Source organism: Streptomyces africanus (assembly GCF_030816955.1).
In the GTDB taxonomy this organism is placed as follows: Bacteria; Actinomycetota; Actinomycetes; order Streptomycetales; family Streptomycetaceae; genus Streptomyces; species Streptomyces africanus.
On the sequence record NZ_JAUSYP010000001.1, the window covers coordinates 8,408,385 to 8,432,208 of the forward strand.

At 71.7% G+C, this 23,824-nt stretch carries 17 protein-coding genes and 2 pseudogenes; 10 read left to right on the forward strand and 9 right to left on the reverse strand.

Annotation, left to right across the window (positions count from 1 at the left end):
- Positions 1 to 133 precede the first annotated feature (133 nt).
- Positions 134 to 1,201 (forward strand): LacI family DNA-binding transcriptional regulator, encoded by a 1,068-nt coding sequence (locus QF034_RS38250; protein ID WP_307179243.1) that lies wholly within the window; start codon positions 134 to 136, stop codon positions 1,199 to 1,201.
- Here QF034_RS38250 and QF034_RS38255 read toward each other — a convergent pair.
- From QF034_RS38255 to QF034_RS38280, 6 genes are read right to left on the reverse strand one after another with little or no spacing between them, the layout of a single operon-like run.
- Positions 1,190 to 1,888 (reverse strand): TetR/AcrR family transcriptional regulator, encoded by a 699-nt coding sequence (locus QF034_RS38255; protein ID WP_307179244.1) that lies wholly within the window; start codon positions 1,886 to 1,888, stop codon positions 1,190 to 1,192. The genes QF034_RS38250 and QF034_RS38255 overlap by 12 nt on opposite strands.
- Positions 1,855 to 3,861 carry a CocE/NonD family hydrolase gene (locus QF034_RS38260; RefSeq protein ID WP_307179245.1) on the reverse strand — a complete coding sequence of 669 codons (2,007 nt, stop codon included), beginning with the start codon at positions 3,859 to 3,861 and terminating at the stop codon, positions 1,855 to 1,857. The genes QF034_RS38255 and QF034_RS38260 overlap by 34 nt, the downstream gene beginning before the upstream one ends.
- The gene (locus tag QF034_RS38265) at positions 3,858 to 5,606 is read right to left on the reverse strand and encodes a dipeptide ABC transporter ATP-binding protein (RefSeq protein WP_307179246.1); all 1,749 of its coding nucleotides are present in this window, start codon (positions 5,604 to 5,606) and stop codon (positions 3,858 to 3,860) included. Before QF034_RS38265 ends, QF034_RS38260 begins: the two co-directional genes overlap by 4 nt.
- Positions 5,606 to 6,490 carry an ABC transporter permease gene (locus tag QF034_RS38270; protein ID WP_307179247.1) on the reverse strand — a complete coding sequence of 295 codons (885 nt, stop codon included), beginning with the start codon at positions 6,488 to 6,490 and terminating at the stop codon, positions 5,606 to 5,608. Before QF034_RS38270 ends, QF034_RS38265 begins: the two co-directional genes overlap by 1 nt.
- On the reverse strand, positions 6,487 to 7,443 hold the full coding sequence (locus QF034_RS38275; protein WP_307179248.1) for an ABC transporter permease: 957 nt from the start codon (positions 7,441 to 7,443) through the stop codon (positions 6,487 to 6,489). The genes QF034_RS38270 and QF034_RS38275 overlap by 4 nt, the downstream gene beginning before the upstream one ends.
- 2 nt (positions 7,444 to 7,445) lie before the next feature.
- A complete protein-coding gene (locus QF034_RS38280) occupies positions 7,446 to 9,029 on the reverse strand; it encodes an ABC transporter substrate-binding protein (protein WP_307179249.1) in 1,584 nt (527 codons plus the stop codon).
- A gap of 211 nt (positions 9,030 to 9,240) precedes the next feature.
- On the opposite strand from QF034_RS38280, the gene QF034_RS38285 reads away from it, so the two are divergent.
- Together QF034_RS38285 and QF034_RS38290 are read left to right on the forward strand one after the other, a co-directional pair.
- The gene (locus tag QF034_RS38285; protein WP_307179250.1) at positions 9,241 to 9,999 is read left to right on the forward strand and encodes an IclR family transcriptional regulator; all 759 of its coding nucleotides are present in this window, start codon (positions 9,241 to 9,243) and stop codon (positions 9,997 to 9,999) included.
- A 101-nt stretch (positions 10,000 to 10,100) separates the two neighbouring features.
- On the forward strand, positions 10,101 to 11,324 hold the full coding sequence (locus QF034_RS38290; protein WP_307179251.1) for a PP2C family protein-serine/threonine phosphatase: 1,224 nt from the start codon (positions 10,101 to 10,103) through the stop codon (positions 11,322 to 11,324).
- On the opposite strand, the gene QF034_RS38295 is transcribed toward QF034_RS38290, so the two are convergent.
- Entirely contained in the window at positions 11,291 to 12,604 is a 1,314-nt protein-coding gene (locus tag QF034_RS38295; RefSeq protein ID WP_307179252.1) for an acyltransferase family protein, read from the reverse strand. The genes QF034_RS38290 and QF034_RS38295 overlap by 34 nt on opposite strands.
- Before the next feature lie 85 nt (positions 12,605 to 12,689).
- Between QF034_RS38295 and QF034_RS38300 the strand changes: the two genes are divergently transcribed.
- Complete coding sequence (locus QF034_RS38300) at positions 12,690 to 16,409, forward strand: nSTAND1 domain-containing NTPase (RefSeq protein ID WP_307179254.1); 3,720 nt, start codon at positions 12,690 to 12,692, stop codon at positions 16,407 to 16,409.
- 4 nt (positions 16,410 to 16,413) lie between these two features.
- On the opposite strand, the gene paaK is transcribed toward QF034_RS38300, so the two are convergent.
- Positions 16,414 to 17,715, reverse strand: a complete 1,302-nt coding sequence (paaK, locus tag QF034_RS38305) for a phenylacetate--CoA ligase PaaK (protein WP_307179255.1) — start codon at positions 17,713 to 17,715, stop codon at positions 16,414 to 16,416.
- Positions 17,712 to 17,927: pseudogene (locus QF034_RS38310) on the reverse strand (hotdog fold domain-containing protein); the annotation flags it as partial. The pseudogene QF034_RS38310 and the gene paaK, both read right to left, overlap by 4 nt.
- A 203-nt stretch (positions 17,928 to 18,130) precedes the next feature.
- On the opposite strand from QF034_RS38310, the gene paaA reads away from it, so the two are divergent.
- The 6 genes and pseudogenes from paaA (at position 18,131) to QF034_RS38340 (ending at position 23,824) form a co-directional block, all read left to right on the forward strand.
- Positions 18,131 to 19,117 carry a 1,2-phenylacetyl-CoA epoxidase subunit PaaA gene (gene paaA / locus QF034_RS38315; protein WP_307179256.1) on the forward strand — a complete coding sequence of 329 codons (987 nt, stop codon included), beginning with the start codon at positions 18,131 to 18,133 and terminating at the stop codon, positions 19,115 to 19,117.
- Positions 19,114 to 19,407: a 1,2-phenylacetyl-CoA epoxidase subunit PaaB gene (paaB, locus tag QF034_RS38320; protein ID WP_307179257.1), complete on the forward strand. Its 294-nt coding sequence runs from the start codon at positions 19,114 to 19,116 to the stop codon at positions 19,405 to 19,407. Before paaA ends, paaB begins: the two co-directional genes overlap by 4 nt.
- Before the next feature lie 9 nt (positions 19,408 to 19,416).
- Positions 19,417 to 20,244: a 1,2-phenylacetyl-CoA epoxidase subunit PaaC gene (paaC, locus tag QF034_RS38325; protein ID WP_307179258.1), complete on the forward strand. Its 828-nt coding sequence runs from the start codon at positions 19,417 to 19,419 to the stop codon at positions 20,242 to 20,244.
- On the forward strand, positions 20,238 to 20,753 hold the full coding sequence (gene paaD / locus QF034_RS38330; RefSeq protein ID WP_307179259.1) for a 1,2-phenylacetyl-CoA epoxidase subunit PaaD: 516 nt from the start codon (positions 20,238 to 20,240) through the stop codon (positions 20,751 to 20,753). Before paaC ends, paaD begins: the two co-directional genes overlap by 7 nt.
- Entirely contained in the window at positions 20,753 to 21,868 is a 1,116-nt protein-coding gene (gene paaE / locus QF034_RS38335; protein WP_307179260.1) for a 1,2-phenylacetyl-CoA epoxidase subunit PaaE, read from the forward strand. Before paaD ends, paaE begins: the two co-directional genes overlap by 1 nt.
- A gap of 200 nt (positions 21,869 to 22,068) precedes the next feature.
- Positions 22,069 to 23,824: pseudogene (locus QF034_RS38340) on the forward strand (RICIN domain-containing protein).

The window sequence follows — 23,824 nt, forward strand, 5'->3', positions numbered from 1 at the left end:
GCGTGTGCCCACGGCGTTGTCGCGATTCCGGAAAACCTTTCAGGCCGGCGTTGCTCGCGCTTGACGCGGCCCGTTTCACTGCGTACGCATGACTGCGCAGTCCGGCAGGACACCAGGACCCAGGGAGAGACGCATGACGCGAGAGGGAGGACGGGCCGGCGGCCCCGCGCCGCGCAGCGTGGACGTGGCCCGGCTGGCCGGCGTCTCGCAGAAGACGGTGTCGAGAGTCCTCAACGGGGAGCGGTACGTCTCCGACGAGGTGCGGCGGCGGGTGCTGGAGGCGGCCGGGGAACTCGGCTACCGGCTGAACAGCGCGGCCCGGGCGCTGGCCTCCGGGCGGACCCGCTCCATCGGCGTGGTCACGCTCGGGACCGCCCTCTACGGGCCCGCGTCGCTCCTGATCGGCGTCGAGCGGGCCGCGCGGGACGCGGGATACGCGCTGCGGGTGGTCAACACCCTGGAAGGCGACCCGGGAGGTGTCGTCGGCGCCGTGGAGTCGCTGCTGGAGCAGGGCGTGGACGGCATCGTCGTCTCCGAGCCCATCGACGAGGGAGCGGTGTCCCTGAGTGTCGACGTGCCGGTCCTCGTCCTCGGAGCGCCGGCCGCGTTCGGCGGCACCCGGACCGTCGCCACGGGCGTCGGCGCCGAACCCCTCGCCCGCACGGCCACGGAACACCTGCTGGACCTCGGCCACAGGACGGTCCACCACGTCGCGGGCCCCGAACGGTGGTTCGCCGCCCGGGACCGCCTGGAGGGCTGGCGCAGCGCCCTCACCGCGCGCGGCGCGGAGCAGCCGGCCGTGCTCGTCGGCGACTGGTCGGCCGCGTCGGGCCACGAGGCGGGCCGCGCGCTCGCCGCCGACGGCGACGTCACCGCCGTGTTCGCCGCCAACGACGACATGGCCATCGGCGTGATCCGCGCCCTGACGGAGGCCGGGCGGCGCGTGCCGGACGACGTCAGCGTGGTCGGCTTCGACGACATCCCCGTCGCCGCGTACGTGACCCCGCCGCTGACCACGGTGCGCCAGCCGTTCGACGCCGTGGCGCGAGAGGGGCTCCGGCTCCTGGTGCGGGCGATCGAGCGCCCGGACGCGGACCTGCCGCCTGTGAACGACCCACCGGTCGAACTCGTCGTCCGCGCCTCGACCGCACCGCCACGGCTGCGAGCACCGTCACGGCTGCGAGCACCGTCACGCGGGTGAGCGCGGAACGAGTTCCCGTTCGATGAACCGGTTGAGGTGGTGCCGTGCCTCCTGCGTGGTCAGAGGAGGTGCCTGGCGCAGCCGTTGCAGGGCGAGACCGTCGGCGAGGGCGGCGAAGCGGGCCGTGAAGCCGTCGAGGTCGTCGCAGCTGAACTCGCCGTCGGCGACGCCCCGTTCGGCCAAGTCGTGGATCTGCCGGTGCCAGGCCCCGTATCGGTCGGCCTGCCCCCGGGCGAACGCCTCGTCCGTGCTCTGCTCGCCCGCGTGCCAGAAGTCGAACCACATCCGCCAGTGCCGGTCGGTGTCCTCGGTGAACAGCGCGTCGACCAGCAGCCTGAGCGCCTCGGCCGCGCTGGTCGCTTGCTCGGCGGCCTCGCTGAGCGCCGCGTAGTACTGCTCGATGTGCAGCACCATGGCCTCGGAGAGGACCTCCTGAACGCTGTCGAAGTGGTAGGTAACCGTGCCGACGGACACTCCGGCCGCGGCCGCCACATCGCGCACGCCGACCGACTTGTAACCGCGCTCCGCGATCAGAGGGACGGCCGCGTCGATGATGAGGCGCCGGCGCACCTCGGTGGGCTGCCGGGTCCGGTCGCGGGCGGCGACGGCACGGCGCGGGCCCCTCGCGCCATGCCGCGGCTGCTCGGCGGCCGTCATCCCGACGTCCTCGGGGCGGTGCGGTGCCATGAGCGCTCGGTCACTGTCTCTCCGTTCCCCCGCGCTTCGATACGGCTGTCCATGATGAACTCCGCGGCCGTGGCGCGCAGCTCCGTCCGCGTCATGATCTCAGCGTCCCAGTCGTCCCCGCGCCGCAGCCGGATGTGCCACTCGGAGACGGCTCGCGCCGACAGCGGGTCGTCCGTGCGGATGGTGTACGTCTCGCGGGCGCTCTCCTCGTAGCGCAGCCCGTCCGGGTACGTCCGGGACCCCCCGTACCCGGGATCGACCTCCAGGGTCCACTCGCCCTTGGCCACGTCTTGCGTGACCAGCCGCTCGGGGCGGGGGTCCGGGGGAGTGTCGTAGGTGACCGGCATCGGTACCGCCTGCTCCGGTTCCTCGAAGCGGACGGAGGCCTCGTCGGCGGCCTCGCGCACGGGCAGCAGGACCGCGCTGCCCGCCGGAACGACGTGCAGCGCCCCGCGTTCGCCGTGCGGCCACACCCAGGGCCAGTACGCGTCGGAGACGGCGACGCGGATGCGGTGACCGGGCGGGAAGGCGTAGCCGATGCCGTTCAGCTCGAACTCGACGTCCTCGTACGTCCCCGGAGTCCACTCGACCGCGTGCTCACGACCCCGTCGGCTGAGCAGGTTGAGCACGCCCCGGGTGACGAGCGTCGACGAGCCGTCGGGAGCGACGTCGCACACGCGGGCGATGACATGGGCTCGTGGGGTGTCGCTGTCGAGGCGGAGCCGGACGCGGGGGCGGCCGAGGATCTCGACCCGTTCGGTGAGGGGCACCGAGTCGAAGCAGACCGAACGGCCGTCCTCCTCGCGCTGGTCGGGCGGCAGGTCGGCGGCGTTGCCGAACGGGAAGAAGCGGCCGGCGTCGAGGCCGGTGTGCTGTGGGGAACGTACGAGGACCGGGTCGTGGCTCTCACCGAGCGGACGGGTGTCCCACGTGACGTAGGGGCTGGGCCACTCGGCGTCGCTCACCCAGCGTCCGGGCATCTCCTCGTGCGACGGGGCGGGCGGTACGGGGTCGCCCAGCCAGGCGCGCAGCAACGGCTCCGCCATGACCCCGGCGTCGATGCCCTTGAGGTGCTGGTCCCACCAGCGCAGTGTCTCCTGGAGGAACCCGATGGCCGGGCCGGGCGGTAGTCCGCGGTCGGGGTACTGGTGCGACCAGGGGCCGATGATGCCCCGCACCCGGTCGCCGGGGAGGTGTTCCACGAGCCGCAGCACCGTGTCCCGGTACGGGTCGTTCCAGCCGCCGACCGCGAGCACGGCCGCGTCGATCGCCGTGTAGTCCTCGCAGACGCTGCCGTGCCGCCAGTAATCGTCCCGCTGCTGGTGCTCCAGCCAGGTGTGCAGGAAGGGCTCGAGCGTGTCGAGGCGCTCGCGCCACATGGGAAGCCAGCGTTCCGCGCCGACGTTCGCGGGGTCCGGCGGGCGTGCGGTGAAGGCGAGCATGGTGCCGGCCCACGCGAGCATGTCGATGCCGAGGACAGCGCCGCCCGTGTAGTGGACGTCGTTGTCGTAGCGGTCGTCGGTCGAGCAGACCGTCACGATCGCCTTGAGCGGTTCGGGGGCGAGGGCGGCGATCTGGAGGGAGTTGAAACCGCCCCAGGAGATGCCGAACATGCCGACCTTGCCGGTGCACCAGGGTTGTGCGGCAAGCCAGTTGACGACGTCCACGCCGTCCGCGAGCTCCTGGGCGTCGTACTCGTCGCCGGGTGTGCCCTCGCTGTCGCCGTGGCCGCGGATGTCCACCCGGACGGAGGCGTAGCCGTGACCGGCGTACCAGGGGTGGCGCTGTGCGTCGCGCGGGGCGGTCCAGTCGCTCTTGCGGTACGGCAGGTACTCGAGCAGCGCGGGAACGGGGTCCGACTCGGCGTCGGCCGGGCGCCATACCCGGGCGTGCAGGCGGGTCGTGCCGTCCCGGGTGGGGATCCACACGTCCTCGCGGACGACCTGGCGTTCGAACCGGTCGCGGTACTTCACGAAACTCCTTCTGCGACGGGAGCGGTCGGGTTGTCGTCGGGGGTGCCGGCGGGCCGCCAGCGGCGTGCGCGGTGGCCGCCGCCGTGGTCGGTCCACACCTCGCCCTCCTGGGCGGCGTCGGCCCAGTCGGGGGCCGCCTCGACCGGCGGCTGGGCGTCGGGGTCGGGTTCGAGGGCGGCCGCCATCAGCTGGCACGTGTAGGGGTGCTGAGGAGCCGAGAACACGGCTTCCGTCGGGCCCTCCTCGACCACGACACCGCCGCGCAGGACGACGACGCGGTCCGCGATGCCGCGGACGACGGCCAGGTCATGGCTGATGAACAGGCAGGCCAGGTCTCGGTCCCGGCGCAGGTCGTCGACCAGGTGCAGTACGTCGGCCTGGACGGAGACGTCCAGCGCGGTGGTGATCTCGTCGGCGATGAGGACGTCCGGCTCGCCCGCCAGCGCCCGGGCGATGCCGATGCGCTGACGCTGGCCGCCGGAGAGCTGGGCGGGCAGCCGGTCGGCGAGCGCCGGGTCCAGGCGTACGTCGGCGATGAGCCGCCGGGCGCGTTCGGCCGACTCCGCCCGGCCGGAGGCCGTGCCGAAGAACCGCAGCGGGCGCCGGATGGCGTCGCCGACCGAGCGCCGGGGATTGAGCGAGGTGTCCGCGTTCTGGAAGACGAGCTGCACCCGTCGCCGCAGGGACATCGGCCGCCGCTGCGCGGGCCGGGCCAGATCGCCCGACTCGTGGCTCATGGTGCCGCCGGACGGTGTGCGCAGCCCCGCCAGGGCCCAGGCCAGCGTGGACTTGCCGCTGCCCGACTCGCCGACGAGGGCGAGCACCTCACCGCGCCGGACCGCGAAGGAGACACCGTGCACGGCACGGGAGCTGCCGTAGTCGACGGTGACGTCACGGGCCGAGACGGCGACCGGCGCGTCCTCGGGCACGACGGCCCTCGGGCGGATCTCGCGCTCGCCCGTCTCCCGCACGAGAGCGAGACCGGCGTCGTCCAGCCGCGGCACGCTCGCCAGCAGCCGCTTCGTGTACGGCTGCTCGGGCAGCGCGAACAGTTGCCGCGTGGGCGCCGACTCCACCACACGGCCCGACTTCAGCACACACACCTCGTCGGCCAGGTGCGCGACGACGCCCAGATCGTGACTCACCAGCACGGCCGCCAGGCCGAGTTCATCGCGCAGGGCGGCGATCAGGTCGAGCACGCCCCGCTGGGTGACGACGTCCAGGCCGGTCGTCGGCTCGTCGAGGACCAGCACCTTGGGGCGGGCGGCGAGGGCCATGGCGAGGGCGACGCGCTGCTGCTGGCCGCCGGACAGCTCGTGCGGATAGCGGCGGGCCAGCTCGGCGGGGCGCGGCAGCCGGACCTGTTCGAGCAGTTCGGTGACGGGGATGTCGCCGCCCGCCTCCGCGATCTGCCGGCCGACGCGCATGGAGGGTGTCAGCGCCTGGCCCGCGTTCTGGGCGACCATGGCGACGGTCCGGCCGCGCAGCCGCCGCAGCTCGGGAGCGGACAGGGCGAAGACGTCCCGGCCGTCCACCGACACCGAACCGCCGGTGACGTGGGAGCCGTGCCGCAGATGCCCCAGCAGGGCCGCGGCGAGGGTCGACTTGCCGCTGCCGGACTCGCCGACCAGCGCGAGTGTCCGCCCGGCGGCGGCCTGGAGCGACACCTCGTGCACCACGGGTATCCGGCGACCGCCGGAACGGTAGGCCACGGACAGGGAGTTTACGGAGACGAGCGGGGTCATCAGAAGCCCTCCCTGATCCGGTCGACGCCCCAGGCCTTGGACAGGCCGTCGGCCGCGAGATTGAGTCCGATCACGAGCGTGGCCAGGGCGATGATCGGCGCGACGCTCGCCATCGGCACGACGGTGATGGCGGTGCGGTTCTCGGCGACCATCAGGCCCCAGTCGGGAGTGGGCGGGTCGGCGCCGAAGCCTAGGAAGGACAGCGAGGAGATCAGCAGCACGACCCAGGACGCGCGCATCGCGAACTCGACGCACACCACGTCGACGATGTTCGGCAGGACCTCACGGCGCAGGATCGACCAGGTGCCTTCGCCACGGGCCCGTGCGGCGGTCACGTAGTCGGCGGGCACGACCGCCAGGGCGGCCCCGCGCACGACCCGTACCACCTGGGGCACGAACACGACGGCGACGGCCAGGACGATGACCGCCGGTCCGGTGCCGAGCGCGGTCACGACCACGAGCAGCGCCAGGACCGCCGGCACGGCCAGTACGGCGTCCAGCACTCGCCCGGTCAGGTCGTCGAACCAGCCGCCGCGCAGGGCGGTCGCGCAGCCGATGACCGTGCCGAGGACGACGCTCACCACGGTGGCGGCGACGGACACTCCGAGCGCGTACCGGCCGCCGTACAGGACACGCGCGAGGACGTCGCGGCCGTACTGGTCGGTGCCCGCCCAGTGCGCCCCGCCCGGACCGAGCAGGGCCTGCGAGGCGTTGCCCGCGATCGGGTCGTACGAGGTGAGCAGCGGGGCCAGCAGCGCGATCACGACGTGGACGGCGACGATCGCGAGCCCGACGACGGCCGCGCGCGAGGAGCGCAGAGTGCGCCACGCACGGGCCGCGCGCGGGGCCGGGGCGTCGGCCCGGACGGTGTCGACCGTGGTCATCGGGTCCTCCCTCGGGTGCGGAGCCTGGGATTGAGGGCCATGGCGCCGAGGTCGGCGGCGAGGTTGCACACGACGTAGACGACGGCGCTGATCAGGGCGATGGCCTGGATGACGGGCAGGTCCCGGTTCTGCACCGAGGAGAGCATCAGCTTGCCGATGCCCGGGTAGTTGAAGACGTTCTCGACGACGGCGACGCCGCCCAGCAGCCAGGCCACGTTGAGCGCGATCACGTGCAGGACGGGCAGCAGGGCGCTGGGCAGGGCGTGCCGGGTGACGACCCGCCAGGTGGACAGGCCCTTGAGGCGGGCGGTGGTGACGTACTCGCTCGCCATCACGTCGATCACGGAGGTGCGGGCCATGCGGACGATGTAGGCGGCCATGACCACCGCGAGGGCGAGGGCCGGGAGCCAGACGGCGGGCAGGAGCTGGCCGACGGTGGCGTCGGGACCGTAGAGGACGACCGCGGGGAACCACGGCAGTGCCACCGAGAAGCACAGCACGAGGACGGTGGCCACGACGAACTCGGGGACGCTCATGCCGACGAGGCTGACGGTCGAGATGAGGTGGTCGGGCCAGCGGTCGCGGTAGAGCCCGGCGAGGATGCCCAGCAGCAGCGAGCCGGTCACCGCGAACAGGATGGTGATGAGGGCGATGAGCGCGGAGTTGCCCAGGTACTGCGCGACGTCACCGCCGACCGCCGTCCCGGAGACGAGGGACGTGCCGAAGTCGCCGTGCAGGGCGCCCCACATCCAGTCGCCGTAGCGTTCGAAGGCGGGCCGGTCGAGTCCGAGACTGCCGCGCAGCTCGGCGACCGCCCGCGGGGTCGCGTCCTTGCCGAGGACCTGGGTGGCGACGTCCCCGGGCAGGGCCTGCACGGCGAGGAAGACCAGCAGCGAGGAGAGCAGGAGCGTGCCGAGCGCTGCCACGGTCCGTCGGGCGACGAAGGAGAGCATGGTCAGGCCCCCTTCAGGCCGATGCCGAGGTAGTCGAACTCGAAGCCGTGCTCGGCGTAACCGCGCACCTTGCGCGAGATGCCCACCAGCCGGTCGGCGAACATCGGGGTCATCGCGCCGCCCTTGTCGATCACCCAGGTCTGCGCCTCGCCGTAGAGGTCACGGCGTCGGGTGTCGTCGGTCTCGGCACGCGCCCGGTCGAGCAGCGCGTCGAAGCCCTTGTCGGACCAGGCGGTCTCGTTGTACGAGGAGCCGCCGCGGAAGACCTGGTTGAAGAGCTGGTCGACCGGCCGGCCGGTGTACCAGTAGGTGGCCATCAGCGGCTGCTTCATCCAGATCTGTGTGTAGTACGAGTCCGCCGATGCCGTCTTGACGCGGATCCGGACGCCCGCCCGCTTCGCCGACTCCTGGTAGGCGAGCGCCATGGGGGTGAAGAGGGGGTCGTACGCCGAGGTGTAGAGGTCGACGGCCAGGTTCTCGTGGCCCGCCTTCTTCAGCAGGTACCGGGCCTGCTCCGGATCGTGCTCGGGGTGCGCGGCGATGTGTGCCGGGTCGTCCGGAGGCACCGGGTTGTCCCAGCCGGCCTTGCCCGCGCCCTGCAGCGCGGCCTTCACGATGTGCTCGGGGTCGTAGGCGAGCTTCATGGCCCGGCGGACGCGAACGTCGGTGAAGGGCTTGTCGGTGGTGAGCATCGGCAGCACGTACCACTGGGCGTTCTTCACCCGGGCGATGGTGGCGCGATCGGAGGCGGCCACGACGCGGGCGGTGGCGAAGTCCAGATTGGTCTGGGACAGCAGGTCGACCTGCCCGGCGAGCAGGGCGCCCGAGCGGGCGGACATGTCCGCGACCGAGTAGAAGGCGATCGCGTCGAGCACGGGGCGGCCCGCCCAGTGGTCCTTGTACGCGGTGACGCGGCCGGGGCCGGCCGGTGCGAAGGACTCCAGCCGGAAGGGGCCGGTGCCGATGCCGGTGCGGCCGATGGACTTCCCGCTGCCCTCGGGGACGACGTAACAGTTGTAGTGCGTGAGCAGGCTCGGAAACTCGGCGTTCGGGGTCTTCAGCGGCACGACGAGGGTGTGTGCGTCGGGTGTGCGCAGCCGCCCGGGGTCGACGAGCGGGGCGAGGACGCCGGCCTGCGGGGACGCCGTCGCCTTGTCGAGGATGTGACGCAGCGTGTAGGCGGCGTCGGCGGAGGTGAAGGCACGGCCGTCGTGGAAGGTGACGCCCTTGCGGAGCCGGAAGGTCCAGGTGCGTGCTGTGCTGTCCGGCTCCCAGGACTCGGCGAGGTCGGGCGCCACCTGGCCGTCCGCGCCGATGCGGACCAGCCGGCTGTAGAGCGCGCCCAGGTATTCGTACGCCGACAGGGCACTGGCCGGATCGAGGGTCTCAGCGTCGGAGGCGGGCGGACGGGCGATCCGCAGGGTGCCGCCGCGGTCGGGCGTGCCCTGCCGGGCGGCGGCCGGCAGTACGGGAGCGGCGGTGGCGCCCGAACAGCCGGACAGCAGCCAGGACGCGCCGAGCGAGGCCGCACCGGCGGCGCCCACGGCGAGCACCGAGCGGCGCCCCGGGTGGTGGATGTCGGACATGAACCGACCTTCCCTGTCGCTATTCGTTCGCTGAACGATTGAGTGAGGTGCGTGAACGATAGCGAGCAGGCGGTTTCAAGCCAACCCTTCGGGCTGTGAAGAAGTCATCACAAACACCGCGGCCGCCCCGAGCCCGAGGGAGGGCGGGTGCGTGTGCCGCTGCTCCGCCAGGACGCTTGCCCGTGCCGTACGCCTGACGCACGCTGGTCGTATGGCTGAGCAAGCCGTGCCCACGCTGATCACCTCCGTCCAGCGGGCCATGCGCCTGCTGGAGGCCGTGAGCGGGCATGAGAACGGCGCGCCGGCGAAGCAGCTGGCACGCGAGACGGGCCTGCCCCTGGCCACCGCCTATCACCTGCTGCGGACCCTGGTCCACGACGGGTACGTGCGGAAGCTGGACGACGGCGGGTTCGTCCTCGGCGACAAGCTGCAGACGCTGCGGACCACGGGCCGGGCGCAGGCGCTGCTCAGCCGTGTCCGGCCCACGCTCGGCGCGCTGCGGGACGAGCTCGCGTCCGCCGCCTACCTCACCTTCTACGAGGACGGCGAGATCCGGGTCGCCGAGATCGTCGACGGCCCCGGAACGCCCCGGGTGGATCTCTGGGTGGGCTTCGAGGACGCGGGGCACGCGACCGCACTGGGCAAGTCCGTGCTGCGGGAGATGGACGTCGAGGCCCGCAAGGACTATCTCTCGCGCCATCAGCTCGCCGACCTCACGCCACGGACGATCACCAGCCTGCCGGAACTGCTCCGGCGGCTGGAAACCGCCCCCATGGCTCCGGCCGTCACGGACCTGGAGGAGTACGCCCTCGGCACGGTCTGTGTCGCTGTCCCGGTCTACAGCGGGGACACCATCGGTTCTCTCGGCGTCTCGCTCCCGGTGAACCGGCTCTCCCAGCTGCAGGAGGTCCGGGAGCGGCTGCTCCCGACCGCGGGCCGGGTGACCCGGAGTCTCTCGCTCACTATCTGAAAATCCTCCCCTTGTGGGTGTCCGGCCTCACCCCGTTTTCTGGATGAAACCGACATTTCAGGGGTGCGCCCCGCGCACAGGTGAGGATTGCGGACAAGAACATGAGCCATGCGCGAGACCTTGGTGGCGACTACCGGCCTGTACGGCCGTTCAGGGACCGAGTGGCCGGCGCCTGGGCTTCGGCCCGCCGGCGCGTCGCCGCGCACGGGGCCGCAGGTGCCCCCCTCCTGCCCGTACTGCTGGTTTGCGTCGTCGTGCTCGGTGACATCGTCGACGGGGCGGGGATGATCTGGCTGCCCCTGCTCGCGGCCGGTCCGGCCCTCGCGGCCACGACCAACGGCTCGCGCGGGGTCCTCGGGATCGGGTTCATCGCCGTGACGCTCGGTGCGACACTCGGCATCCGGGACGGGGTGCCGGGCCGGGAACTGGCCGCCGTACTGTCGGCCCTGATGGCCGTCACCCTCGCGAGCGGCCTGGCCAGCGCCCTGCGCGGACGCCGTGAACGGGTGCTTGCTGCCGTCCGCTCGGTCGCGGAGACCGCCCAGCACGCGCTGCTCAAGCCCGTGCCGGCGACCGTCGGACCCTTTCAGGTGGCCGTCCGCTACAGCGCGGCTGCCGCAGAGGCCCGGATCGGCGGCGACCTCTACGCCCTGATACCCACCCCGCACGGCGTGCGGCTGATCGTCGGCGACGTGCGGGGCAAGGGACTGCCCGCCGTGGGTACGGCCGCCCTGGTGCTGGGTGTCTTCCGCGAGGCCGCCCACGACGAGCCCGACCTGCTCGCCGTGGTCGAAAGGATCGAGCGCAGCCTGGCGCGCAATCTCGGCCGCGACGACTTCGTCACCGCCATAGTCGCCGGATACCCGCAGGCAGGACATCTGGAGGTGGTGAACTGCGGGCACACGCCGCCACTGCTGGTGCGGGCCTCGGGGGGTGTCACGCCGGTCGAGCCCGATCTTCCGTCCCCGCCCCTCGGACTGCGCGCCCTCGCCGGCCACGCGCCCGGCCTCCAGACGCTCCCGTTCGCCGACGGCGACCAGTTGCTGCTCTACACCGACGGTGTCACCGAGGCCCGCGACCACGGCCGTGCCTTCTACCCGCTCGCCGAAGGACTGGAGCGCCACGTCTCCCACGACCCGTCCCGCACCCTCGGCGCACTCCACGACGAACTGCTGGCCCACGTCGGCGGCCGACTGCACGACGACGCGGCCCTGCTCCTGATCCGTAAGCCGGTGGCATCCGAAGCAGGAGCTGCCGTGGCGATCGATCCCGGCAGCATGGCTCCCACGGTTCACGCTCCGGCTTCCGAAGCGGAATGCCGCTGACGCTCGTCGTCACTCGGCCGCACGCGGCGTGCCACTCTGCGGCCCCAGGTCTGGCTCGGCGCTTCGACGCAACGGTAGGTCAGCAGGCACAGGGGCAGCAGCGTGGCGATGAAGGCCACTTCGAGTGCAAGACTGTCCTGCCGCCGTCGGCCGATCGTGTTGTCGATCACCGTCAGCAGCACCGGATGCACCAGATAGACCGAGTAGCTGATCGTTCCCAGTCCGGCCGGCACCCTGGGTATGCGCAGGCGCCGCGACCACAGTCCGGCGCCGAACGTGAGCACAGCCAGCAGGAACGCGACGATCCAGCCGCGCCGAGTGAAGTGCTCGACGTCGCCGTACCCGTACGCACTCCCCACGGCACAGGCAACCACCAAGACGGCGGTGACGGCCGCATCGCGCCAGGTGCCCTGACCGTTCTCGGCACGGTGGACGGCGGTGCCGAGGAACATCACGGCGAGGATCACCAGGCCCTCCCACAGCGGGACTGTGCCGTTGAGCGGGACCAGGACGAGCGCCAGTACCCCGCCCAGCACACCCCCGAAGCCGCGGAGCACGGGTGCCCCGGTACTGGCGCAGCCGATGGCGACCACCATGGCGATCGCGGCGATCGCGATCAGCGGGCCGTTGCCGACCAGGCCGGACAGGGCGGAGACCGGCAGCACCACCCCTGTCGTCACGCTCACGGCGGCGAGCCCGGCCAGGACGACCGAGACCGCCGCGGACCGCTGGTGCAGGCGGACCGTGAACAGAGCGACGACCAGCAGGTAGAAGGACATCTCGTACGAGAGCGTCCACAGGACGAGCAGGAGATTGGGTGTCCCCAGTAACTCCTGGAGCATCGTGGCGTGGGCGACAGCCACGGTGACGGCGCCCTGCCCACCGAAGTCACGCAGCTCCGCGATGCCGGAGAGGTTGAGGGCGAGAAGCACGGTGACGACAACCGCCCACAGCGGATACACGCGGAAGAACCGTCCGACCCAGAACGTCCGGACGCAGCCCCGTCGCTCCAGCGAGGCCGGGATGATGTAGCCGCTCACCAGGAAGAACACCATGATGCCGTAGCGGCTGGTGTTGAACTCCGGCATCAGCTCCCGCCGGAACTCCGGCATGAAGGTGTACGACGAGTGGTCGAACACCACGACGAGTGCGGCGATGCCGCGCAAGGCGTCCAGCCAGCCCGACCGCGACGGACCGGCCGTCGCGAGGGCGTTGGGGAATCGCGATGTCCGGGAGAGCGCATGCGGTGGGGAGGCCGGGACGAGGGGTGGGGGTTCCATGCCACCGACTTCAGCGGCTGAAGCATTGTTCGGCAGTACCGTTCTGGCGGCCTGACAATGATGCGGGGCTGGAGGGGGTGAAGGCGTGGCGGGGCGTCATGAGGTGCCGGTGGATCCGGCGGCGGGACCGGTGCAGCGGTTCGCGTTCGAGTTACGCAAGCTGAGGGCGGAGGCGGACGGGATCACCTACCGGTCGCTGGCCCAACGGGCGGGCTACTCGGTGACCACGCTTGCGCAGGCGGCGGGAGGCGAGCGGTTGCCGACGCTGCCGGTGGCCCTCGCCTATGCGGAGGCGTGCGGCGGAGACCCGGCCGAATGGGAGGCCCGGTGGAAGGAGGCGGTGGAGGAGTCCGCCGGTGACGACTCCCGGGACGACGGCGGATCCCTCCCGCCGTACCGGGGGCTGGCACGGTTCGAGGCCGGGGACAGCGGTCTGTTCTTCGGCCGGGAGCAGCTCACCGCCGACCTGGTCGATCTGCTGCGCCGGCGGCGGTTCGCCGCGCTCTTCGGCCCCTCCGGCAGCGGCAAGTCCTCCCTGTTACGGGCCGGCCTGATACCCGTGCTCCGGCACGCCCAGGAGCCGGACCTGCGCCCGGCCGCGATCCGGATCCTGACACCGGGCGAACGACCCGTCCGCAGCCACGCACCCCTCCTCACACCCGCAACGCCCCGCGGCGGCAGCGCCGGAGCGGACACGCTCGTGATCGTCGACCAGTTCGAGGAGGTCTTCACGCTCTGCCACGACCCGGCCGAACGCGCCCGCTTCATCGACCTGTTGCTGACAGCCCGGCAGCCCGGGAGCCGCGTGCGGGTGCTGCTGGCGGTGCGCGGTGACTTCTACGGCCGCTGCGCCGAGCACCGCGACCTGGCTGACGCACTGCGCGATGCCAACCTCCTGGCCGGAGCGATGAGTTCGGCGGAACTGCGCGCCGCCGTCGTCAAGCCGGCCAAGGCCGCCGGACTGACCGTGGAACGGACCCTCACCGCCCGGCTGGTCGAGGAGGTCGCCGACGCGCCGGGCGGGCTGCCGCTGCTGTCCCACGCGTTGCTGGAGACCTGGCGCCGCCGCCGCGGCAAGACACTGACCCTGGCGGGGTACGAGGCGGCCGGATGCCTGGACGGCGCGATCGCCAGGACCGCCGAGGAGGTCTACGGCCGGTTCACCGAAGACCAGGCGGCTGCCGCCCGCCGGGTGTTGCTGCGCCTGGTCGCCCCCGGCGACGGCACGCCCGACACACGCCGTCCCGTCGAGCGCGCGGAACTGCCCGGCACCGGCCGGGACGACACCGCCCGGGTGGTCGACGCGCTCGCCGGGGCGCGGCTGCTCACCCTGGACGGCGACACGGTCGAGATGGCCCACGAGGCCCTGATCACGGCCTGGCCCCGGCTGCGCGGGTGGATCGAGGAAGACCGCGAACGCTTGCGTGTGCACCGGAACCTGACCGAAGCGGCTCACGCCTGGCAGGAACTGGGCCGCGAGGATGACGCGTTGAGCCGGGGAAGTCGGCTCGCCGCCGCCCGGGAACACTTCGGCGACGCGCCGCGCGAGGACTTGACCGACCTGGAGCACGCCTTCCTCGACGCCAGCCGCGCCCACGAGCAGAAGGGCCGTCGCCGGTCCCGGCTGGTGCTCACCACGGTCACCGCCGCGTTGTGCCTCGCGCTTGTCGCCGCGGGTCTCGCCGTGGGGCAGTGGCAGAGCGCGGTCACTGCCCAGCATGTGGCCCAGTCCCGGCAGTTGGCCGCCGAGTCCAGCGCACTGCGGGACTCCGAACCCGATCTCGCCTCGCTTCTCGCCGTCCATGCCTACCGCACCAGCCCTACGCGGGAAGCCGCCGCCGCCCTGTATGCCGCCGCGGCGCTACCGCTGCGCAAGCGTCTGGTCAGCGTCAACGAACCTGTCTATTCCGTTGCCGTCAGTCCGGACGGACGTACCGTCGCCACCCAGAGCAAAGACGGCAAGGTGCGGGTCTGGGATCTGCCCGGGGGCCGGCTCCGACACAGCTTCACCGCCCATGACACCAGCCAGGTCGTGGTGTTCAGTCCCGACGGGCGCACTCTCGCTGTCGCCGCGGCCGATGATTCCGGCACGGAGATAGACCTGTGGGAGCCGGTCACCGGCACGAAGCTCAGAACCTTCACCGTCCCCGACGGTGCGGTACGAGGAATGGCCTTCAGCCCTGACGGGCGTACCGTGGCAGCCGCCTCCCCGGCGGCTGTACGGGTGTGGGATGTGGCCACCGGCCGCACGCGGCACAGCTTCACCAGCCACCCCGACCCGCAGGCAGTCTCCTTCGGCTCCGACGGACGTAGCGTCGCCGCCCTAGGCCTCAACGGAGCTGTACGGGTGTGGGATGTGGCCACCGGTCGCACCCGGACCGCCCGCGACAGCCACAGCGAGGGCCATGCCGTGGCTGTCAGCCCTGACGGCCGGACGTACGCGGTGGTCCGCACCGACAGTTCGGTGCAACTGCGGGAGGTGGCCACCGGCATTGTTCAACGCACCATCAGTGATGGTCCCGTCGGGGTGAACGAGGTGGCCTTCGCCTCGGACGGGCGGACCCTCGCCATCCGGGGCCGTGATGACACGGTACGACTGTGGGACACCGCCACCGGTGCAGCGCGGGCCACCGTGACCGCCGGTCACCGTGGCCGGGGACTGACGGACATGGCCCTCAGCGCGGACGGCCGCACCCTGGTGACCAGCAGCAGCCGGGATGCCGCCATCCGCGTCCACCACCTGTCTGCCGATCACGCGCGGACGACTCTGTCAGGCCATGTCGACACGTTCATCGCCGACATGGCTTTCAGTCCGGACGGACGCGCGGTGGCCACAGTTCGCCAAGGGCCGTCCGGTCGGGGGTCGGTACAGCTGTGGGATGTCAGAACCGGAGATCGCAAAGGCACACTGGCGCTCCACACCGGCCCGGCACCCCGGCGGGAGCGGCTGCCCGTCACGCTTCACCACCCAGGCGCTGTGGGGTTCAGTCCGACCGGGCGGGCCCTGGCTGCCAGGGCCACTGACAACGGCGTGTTCGAGGTCCGGGATGTCGCCACGGGCCGCCTTCGCCAAAGCCGTGCCCTGGGCCACATCGACACGGTGCTCTTCAGTCCCGACGGGACACGGCTCGCCCTTATCGGCCATGACGGATCGGTTCGCATCTGGCACCTTTCGACCGGCGCACTACACACCGCCTACCCGGGCCACGGCGAACCCGTCAGGACGCCGGTGTTCTCCCCGGACGGCCGCACACTGGCCGTCGTGCACGTCAGGGCCGGTGACGAACAGGTCAGACTGCTCGACGCCGCGACCGGCCGGACCCAGCGCACTGTCAAGCCGGGCGCCCGAATGGTGCTGTCCCTCGCGTTCAGCCCGGACGGCCACACCCTGGCCACCGCAAGCAGCGCCAAGGGAGCCGTGAAGACCTGGAACGCACGCACCGGTCAGCTCCAAGACAGCTTCAGCGTCAGCGGAGAGGTGCGATCGCTGGCCTTCAGCTCCGATGGAGGCACCCTGGCCGCGAGCAACGAACGAGGAGTCCACTTGTGGGACCTCGCCACCAGTCAGATCAGAAGCACCCTGCCGACCCGCTCGCACGCAGCCGTGGCGTTCAGCCCGGACGGCCGGACCCTGGCCATCAGCGCGGGCAGCTCCGTCGAGCTGTGGAACGTCGAACTGCCCGACCCGGCCCGTGCGATCCGCACCATCTGCGAGGCCATCGACACCACGCTCACACCGCTGGAACAGTCCCGCTATCTGCACAACCAGTCCACTGAAACCGGCTGCCCGGCAGCCGAGCGGTAGGACTTCACCGCAGATCCTTCACCCGGCGGAGCTTGCCGACCGACCGCTCCAGCGTCTCCGGTTCGACGACCGCCACGTCGACGGTGACGCCGACGCCGTCCTTGACGTCCTGCGCGATCGCGCGGGCGGCGGCGTCGCGCAGGCCGGCGGGCGTGCCCGGGCGGGTTTCGACGCGGACGGTCATGTGGTCCATCCGGCCGCGCCGGGTCAGCTCGATCTGGAAGTGCGGGGCGACGCCGGGTGTGCGCAGCACGATCTCCTCGATCTGGCTGGGGAAGACGTTCACCCCACGCAGGATGATCATGTCGTCGCAGCGGCCCGTGATCTTCTCGATGCGGCGGAAGGCGGGCCGGGCCGTGCCGGGCAGCAGCCGGGTCAGGTCGCGGGTGCGGTAGCGGACGACCGGCAGGGCCTCCTTGGTCAGGGACGTGAAGACCAGTTCGCCCTCCTCACCGTCGGGCAGCACCTCGCCCGTGAGCGGGTCGACGACCTCGGGGTAGAAGTGGTCCTCCCACACGTGCAGGCCGTCCTTGGTCTCCACGCACTCCTGGGCGACGCCCGGGCCGATGACCTCGGACAGGCCGTATATGTCGACGGCGTGGATGTCCAGGCGCTCCTCGATCTCGCGGCGCATCTCCTCCGTCCACGGCTCGGCACCGAAGATCCCGACCCTCAGCGAGGTCGAGCGGGGGTCGACGCCCTGACGCTCGAACTCGTCGAGGAGCGTCAGCATGTAGGACGGGGTGACCATGATGATCTCGGGCTGGAAGTCCTGGATGATCTGCACCTGGCGTGCGGTCATGCCTCCCGAGGCCGGGATCACCAGACAGCCGGCGCGCTCCGCGCCGTTATGCGCGCCGAGACCTCCGGTGAACAGCCCGTACCCGTAGGAGACGTGCACCTTGTGCCCCGGGCGGCCGCCGGCGGCCCGGATCGAGCGGGCGACCAGGTCTGCCCACATCGACAGGTCGTTCTCCGTGTAGCCGACGACCGTGGGGCGGCCGGTGGTGCCGCTGGAGGCGTGGACGCGGCGGACCTGCTCCATGGGGACGGCGAACATGCCGAACGGGTAGGTGTCGCGCAGATCGGCCTTGGTCGTGAAGGGGAACCGGGACAGGTCCTCCAGCGAGCGGCAGTCCTCGGGAGTGACCCCGGCGCCGTCGAACTTCTTCCGGTACGCCTCCACGTGGTCGTAGGCGTGTCGCAGGCTCCGGCGCAGACGGTCGAGCTGGAGCTCGCGCAGCTGCTCGCGGGTGAGGCGCTCGGCGTCGTCCAGCAGATCGTGGGGGAGGAGCTCGCCCGTCATCGCGACTCCTTTGACGTCGTACTCGCGCTCGTGCTCCCGATGCTGCGGCTGCGGCCCCGGAACTCCGCGCTCACGTCCTCACTCCGCGGCACGGTCACGTCGTAGAGGCCGCTGCGGCCGTACCGGGTCCGTTCCTCGGCGCGCGCCACGAGGACATCGCCCTCGTACGCCGGAGCCACGAACGCGATGTCGGCCCCGGCCGCCACGGTCATCCGGAGGACAGCGGTATGAGTCACTTCTCGCACCACCCTGTAGTTCGATCGCATCCTCTTGTGACCCGACCGACCATTCGGTTAGCTTCGGCGTTGCCAAGTAATCCAGCCGCCTCGGGGCCTGTCAAGAGTCGGGGTCTTACCAAGGCGCGCGGGTCGTTCTATGATGGACCGAACGAATGGTCGGTTGGGAAGTGGGACGGATGGACACGACACACTCCAGCCCCCCGGGGGCGGACGGCGCCGAGCCGGTTCTCCAGGAGCACTTCGACGCGACGATCGCGCGGGATCAGCGGATCGAGCCGCGTGACTGGATGCCGGAGGGCTACCGGAAGACACTCGTCCGGCAGATCGCGCAGCACGCGCACTCGGAGATCATCGGCATGCAGCCGGAGGGCGAGTGGATCACACGCGCGCCGTCGTTGCGCCGTAAGGCCATTCTGTTCGCGAAGGTCCAGGACGAGGCCGGACACGGGCTGTATCTGTACTCGGCGGCGGAGACGCTGGGCGCCGACCGCGCGGATCTGACCGAGCGGCTGATCGAGGGCCGCCAGAAGTACTCGTCGATCTTCAACTACCCCACGCTGTCCTTCGCGGACGTCGGGGTGATCGGCTGGTTCGTGGACGGCGCGGCGATCTGCAACCAGGTGCCGCTGTGCCGCAGCTCCTACGGCCCCTACGCGCGGGCGATGGTGCGGATCTGCAAGGAGGAGTCGTTCCATCAGCGGCAGGGCTACGAGCTGCTGATGACGATGATGCGGGGGACCGAGGCACAGCGTGCGATGGTGCAGGACGCGGTGGACCGCTGGTGGTGGCCGTCGCTGATGATGTTCGGCCCGCCCGACGACGCCTCGCCCAACTCGGCGCAGTCGATGGCCTGGAAGATCAAGCGGCACAGCAACGACGAGCTGCGTCAGCGTTTTGTCGACATGACGGTCCCGCAGGCCGAGAAGCTCGGCGTGACGCTGCCCGATCCGGAGCTGCGCTGGAACGAGGAGCGCGGACATCACGACTTTGGCACCCCCGACTGGGACGAGCTGATGCGGGTCATCAAGGGCGACGGCCCGTGCAACGCCCAGCGGATGGAGCGGCGTCGCACCGCTCATGAGGAGGGCGCCTGGGTGCGTGAGGCGGCCACCGCCCACGCCGCCAAGCAGGCCGCCCGCGCGGAGAAGGGAGCGGTGGCATGACCGCCGAGAAGCAGAACTGGCCGCTGTACGAGGTGTTCGTGCGCGGCAAGCGCGGGCTGAACCACGTCCACGTGGGCTCGCTGCACGCCGCCGACGACCGCATGGCGCTCACCCACGCACGTGACCTGTACACGCGGCGCAACGAGGGCGTGAGCATCTGGGTCGTGCGCTCCGAGCACATAGCCGCCTCGACCCGCGACGAGAAGGACCCGTTCTTCGAGCCCAGCGCCGACAAGGTCTACCGGCATCCGACCTTCTACGACATCCCCGACGACGTCCCGCACATCTGAGGAGAGGGCATGAGCGACGACCACGTCTACATGACCCTCGCCGAGGGGCACGAGGACGACACCCGCTGGGCCTATGGCACCGGCTTCGAGGACCCCCTGCACGGCGTGGACACCGCCGTCCCCGACGGTGTGGACGCCGGGGAACTGGCCGCCCTGTGCGTCACCCTCGCCGACGACGCGCTGGTCTCGGCCCAGCGGCTGGCCGAGTGGACCACCCGGGCGCCCGAGCTGGAGGAGGAGGTGGCGCTGGCCAACATCGGGCTCGACCTGCTCGGCCAGGCCCGCCTGCTGTACTCCCGCGCCGGCCAGGTCGACGGGACCGGGCGCGACGAGGACGCCTACGCCTACTTCCGCGACGCCGGCGAGTTCCGCAACGTACGCCTGGCCGAACTCCCCAATGGCGACTTCGCGTTCTCGGTCGTGCGGCTGCTGGTGCTCGCCGGCTGGCGCCTCGCGCACTTCGAGCGGCTCACCGCCCACCGCGACCCGGTGCTCGCGGCGATCGCCGCCAAGGGAGTGAAGGAACTGGCCTACCACCGGCAGTACGCGGCCGAGTGGGCGGTGCGGCTGGGCGACGGCACCGAGGAGTCCCGCCGCCGGACGCGCACGGCGCTGGAGCAGGTGGCGCCCTACCTGGGGGAGTTGTTCACGGCGCACGACGTACGGGACGAGGTCGTCGCGGTCCTGCGCCAGGTCACCGAGGCGGCCGGGCTGCCCATGCCCGTCTACCGGCCGCTGCCCGGCTCGGGCCGCGCCGGGGAGCACACCGAGCATCTCGCCCCGCTGCTGGCCGAGTTGCAGGGCGTGGCCCGCGCCCACCCGGAGGCGACATGGTGACGACGGCCCTGGACGCGCGACGGGCCCGGCGCATCGCCGAGCAGGTGCCCGACCCCGAGCTGCCCATGCTCACGCTGGCCGACCTGGGGGTGCTGCGCGAGGTGTCCCTGGAGCCGGACGGTACGGTCGTCGCGAGCCTGACCCCGACCTACTCGGGCTGCCCGGCCATGGCGGAGATGCGTGCCGGCGTGGCCGCCCGGCTCCAGGCCGCCGGCTACCCGCGCGTGGAGATCCGCACCGTCCTCGACCCGCCGTGGACCAGCGACTGGATCACCCCGGACGGCCGTCGCAAGCTCGCCGAGCACGGCATCGCCCCGCCCGGCGCCGCGCCCGCGCGTGCCGCCGGCCCGGTCCCGCTCGTGCTGTCGCCGGCCCGCCGCTCGGTGCCCTGCCCCCGGTGCGGCCACCCCGACACCGAGGAGACCTCCCGCTTCGGCGCCACGTCCTGCAAGGCGCTGTGGCGCTGCCTCGCCTGCCGCGAGCCGTTCGAGTACGTCAAGGAGATCTGATGGAGGACCTGATGCAGCCGGCCCCCGCCCCGGCGGCCCGCGCGCGAGCCCGCCGACGTCCGGTCTTCCACCCCCTGCGCGTCGCCGCCGTGCAGCCGCTGTGCGAGGACGCGGCGGCCGTCAGCTTCGACATCCCGGGCGAGCTGGCCGAGGAGTTCGCCTTCGCGCCCGGCCAGTCGCTCACCCTGCGGCGTGAGATCGACGGCCGCGACGAACGCCGCTCCTACTCGATCTGCTCACCCGCCGGCACGACACCGCGCATCGGCGTCCGGGTCGTGCCCGGCGGGCTGTTCTCCTCCTGGCTGGTGCACGAGGTGCGCCCCGGCGACACCGTCGAGGTGATGGCCCCCACCGGCGCCTTCACCCCCGACCTCACCACCCCCGGCCACCACGTCCTGATCGCGGCCGGCTCCGGCATCACGCCCATGGTCTCCATCGCCGAGTCCGTCCTGGCCGCCGACTCCCGCTCGACGGTCACCCTCCTCTACGGCAACCGCCGCACCGGCACGGTGATGTTCGCCGACGAACTGGCCGACCTGAAGGACCTCTACCCGACGCGCTTCCAGCTCGCCCACGTCCTCTCTCGCGAGCCCCGCGAGGCCGAGGTGCTCTCCGGCCGTCTCGACGCCGACCGCCTCTCGGCGCTCGTCGACGCGCTGATCGACGCGGAGTCCGCCGACCACTGGTGGCTGTGCGGTCCGCACGGCATGGTCCGCGCCGCCCAGGACGTCCTGGCCGGTCTCGGCGTCCCCGGCGACCGCGTCCACCAGGAGCTGTTCTACGCCGACGACGAACCAGTACGCGAGGTCCAGCACACCGAGCCCGGCCCGTCCGGCCCGGTCAGCCAGGTCACCGTCACCCTCGACGGCCGCTCCACCACCTCCGCTCTGCCCCGCGAGCGGACCATCCTCGAAGGCGCCCAGCAGACCCGCCCCGACCTGCCGTTCGCCTGCAAGGGCGGGGTCTGCGGCACCTGCCGCGCCCTGGTCACCGACGGCAAGGCCGACATGCGCCGCAACTTCGCCCTCGAACCGGCCGAGGTCGACGCGGGCTACGTCCTCACCTGCCAGTCGTTCCCGGTCTCCGACGCCCTGACGGTGGACTTCGACACCTGAGCCGACGTCAAGTCACCCCAGCGCAACCCTCACTCGCCAGATCGCGCCGGAGTCTTGACTGCGGCGCGACACCGCCCACAGACTCCCCTCTGACTGCGCAGTCATACGGCGACGCCGAGGGTGGAGGGGCCATGTACGGAGGAAGACCGGCCAAGGTGCTGGGCAGCTTCATCGCGGCGGCCGCGTTGCTGGCGATACCCATGGCCACCGCGCAGGCCTACAACCCGACGGGCGGCATCGTGTACCGGCTCGGGGACGAGCCGTGCCTGAAGGGCCGGCGGCAACTGCGCCGTCTACCCCAAGTCGGCGCAACTACCGGGCGGACGTCTCGTCGCGTCCTTCGAGAAGGCCACGGTCGTGCCGCGGACGGGCAGCGCCGACGGGGAGACGCTGCCGGTCTACAAGAGCGACGACCACGGCACCTCCTGGCAGCCGCTGTCAGAGGTCAAGGCTCCGGCGTACCTCTCCCGGGACCCCCGGTACGCGAAGTACACGAGCAACTGGACCAATCCGTACCTCTACGTGCTCCCCCAGACCGTCGGGAAGCTGAAGAAGGGCACACTCCTGCTCGCGAGCGTCGTGTCGGGCGACGACCCGTACTACAAGGAGCACAAGGCGGCCGATCCCGACTGGACGCCGTCCAACGACGGGGACCGCGAGAACCTGGCGATCGCCCTCTACTCCAGCACGGACGAGGGCAGGTCCTGGAAGGTCGTCAACGTCATCGCGACCGGCGGCCGGCAGGGCGGCAGCGCGGGCGCGACAGGCAAGAACATCGCGAGGGCGAACACACACCGGCAGGTGGACCCCCTCTGGGAGCCGTACCTGATGGTCCACAAGGGCCGGCTCGTCTGCTACTACTCCGACGAGAACGACTACCTCGGCTTTGACCCGGTCACCGGCGTGCCCACACCGGACCCCGCGAACGACACCGCACCGGACTCGCACGGCCAGATCCTCGTGCACAAGACCTGGGACGGACGCGCCGCCCGGTGGAGCGAACCCGTCGTCGACGTCGCGGGGCTGACCCAGGACATGGGCGGCGGCAAGACGGAGATCGGCGGCGGGCGCCCCGGCATGACGAACGTCGTGCGGACCTCGGACGGCAAGTGGCTGCTCACCTTCGAGTACTGGGCCGGCGGAGCCAACACCAGGTACGCGCTCGCCGACGACCCGTTGACGTTCTACCGCGCCTCGGCGGACAACCCCGTCACCTCCCTGCCGGTCGACGCCGGTTCCCGCACCCTCGCCACCGGCGGCAGCCCGGTCGTCGTCCGGCTCCCCGACGGGCGCCTGGTCTACAACGCGGCCGGCAGCGGCAACGTCTGGGTCAACGACAGCGGCCGTGGCGACGGAGTGTGGAAGGAGTACCAGACGACCTCGCGGGCCGGCTACAGCCGCAACCTCCAGTACGTCGCGGGCACCGGCCGCATCGTGATCCTCAACAACCAGGACACGTCGGTGATCGCCCACGCCGAGGTCGACCTCGGCCACTCGGACGGCGCCTACTACCGGCTCGTCAACCGCCGGACCGGCCAGGTCATCGGCACCGGCGGCAAGACCAACGACGCGAACATCGGCAACGGTGACGTCCCCGACGTCCGCCTGGAGGACACCGGCGCGACCGCGGACCAGGACACCCAGTACTGGCATGTGGTGACCCGGCCGCAGGGCGGTACGAGCCTGCTGAACAAGTCGGGCGGCCGGGCGGCGGCGATCTGGACCGGGACCGCTTCCGCCGGGCAGCGCATCGGCCAGTGGGTCGACGACAACGCCACCGGCAGCTGGAACGTCATCAGGACCGACGACGGCTCCTACAGGTTCCAGGCGGCGAAGAACCCGGACCTGTACCTCACCGGCGCGTCCCGAGGGGCGCCGCTCACCCTCCAGCACGAGGCCGCGGACGGCTCACAGGAATGGCGGCTGGTCCGGCAGGCGGGGCCCCGGCCCGAGTGA

What these genes read in the sequence shown, in the direction of transcription:
- QF034_RS38295 (WP_307179252.1), bottom strand. Translation starts at nt 12,604, where the DNA reads ATGGAACCCCCACCCCTCGTCCCGGCCTCCCCACCGCATGCGCTCTCC.
- paaE (WP_307179260.1), top strand. Translation starts at nt 20,753, where the DNA reads ATGGAGGACCTGATGCAGCCGGCCCCCGCCCCGGCGGCCCGCGCGCGA.
- QF034_RS38280 (WP_307179249.1), bottom strand. Translation starts at nt 9,029, where the DNA reads ATGTCCGACATCCACCACCCGGGGCGCCGCTCGGTGCTCGCCGTGGGC.
- QF034_RS38265 (WP_307179246.1), bottom strand. Translation starts at nt 5,606, where the DNA reads ATGACCCCGCTCGTCTCCGTAAACTCCCTGTCCGTGGCCTACCGTTCC.
- QF034_RS38255 (WP_307179244.1), bottom strand. Translation starts at nt 1,888, where the DNA reads ATGGCACCGCACCGCCCCGAGGACGTCGGGATGACGGCCGCCGAGCAG.
- paaD (WP_307179259.1), top strand. Translation starts at nt 20,238, where the DNA reads ATGGTGACGACGGCCCTGGACGCGCGACGGGCCCGGCGCATCGCCGAG.
- QF034_RS38250 (WP_307179243.1), top strand. Translation starts at nt 134, where the DNA reads ATGACGCGAGAGGGAGGACGGGCCGGCGGCCCCGCGCCGCGCAGCGTG.
- QF034_RS38290 (WP_307179251.1), top strand. Translation starts at nt 10,101, where the DNA reads ATGAGCCATGCGCGAGACCTTGGTGGCGACTACCGGCCTGTACGGCCG.
- paaA (WP_307179256.1), top strand. Translation starts at nt 18,131, where the DNA reads ATGGACACGACACACTCCAGCCCCCCGGGGGCGGACGGCGCCGAGCCG.
- QF034_RS38275 (WP_307179248.1), bottom strand. Translation starts at nt 7,443, where the DNA reads ATGCTCTCCTTCGTCGCCCGACGGACCGTGGCAGCGCTCGGCACGCTC.
- paaB (WP_307179257.1), top strand. Translation starts at nt 19,114, where the DNA reads ATGACCGCCGAGAAGCAGAACTGGCCGCTGTACGAGGTGTTCGTGCGC.
- QF034_RS38270 (WP_307179247.1), bottom strand. Translation starts at nt 6,490, where the DNA reads ATGACCACGGTCGACACCGTCCGGGCCGACGCCCCGGCCCCGCGCGCG.
- paaC (WP_307179258.1), top strand. Translation starts at nt 19,417, where the DNA reads ATGAGCGACGACCACGTCTACATGACCCTCGCCGAGGGGCACGAGGAC.
- QF034_RS38285 (WP_307179250.1), top strand. Translation starts at nt 9,241, where the DNA reads ATGGCTGAGCAAGCCGTGCCCACGCTGATCACCTCCGTCCAGCGGGCC.
- paaK (WP_307179255.1), bottom strand. Translation starts at nt 17,715, where the DNA reads ATGACGGGCGAGCTCCTCCCCCACGATCTGCTGGACGACGCCGAGCGC.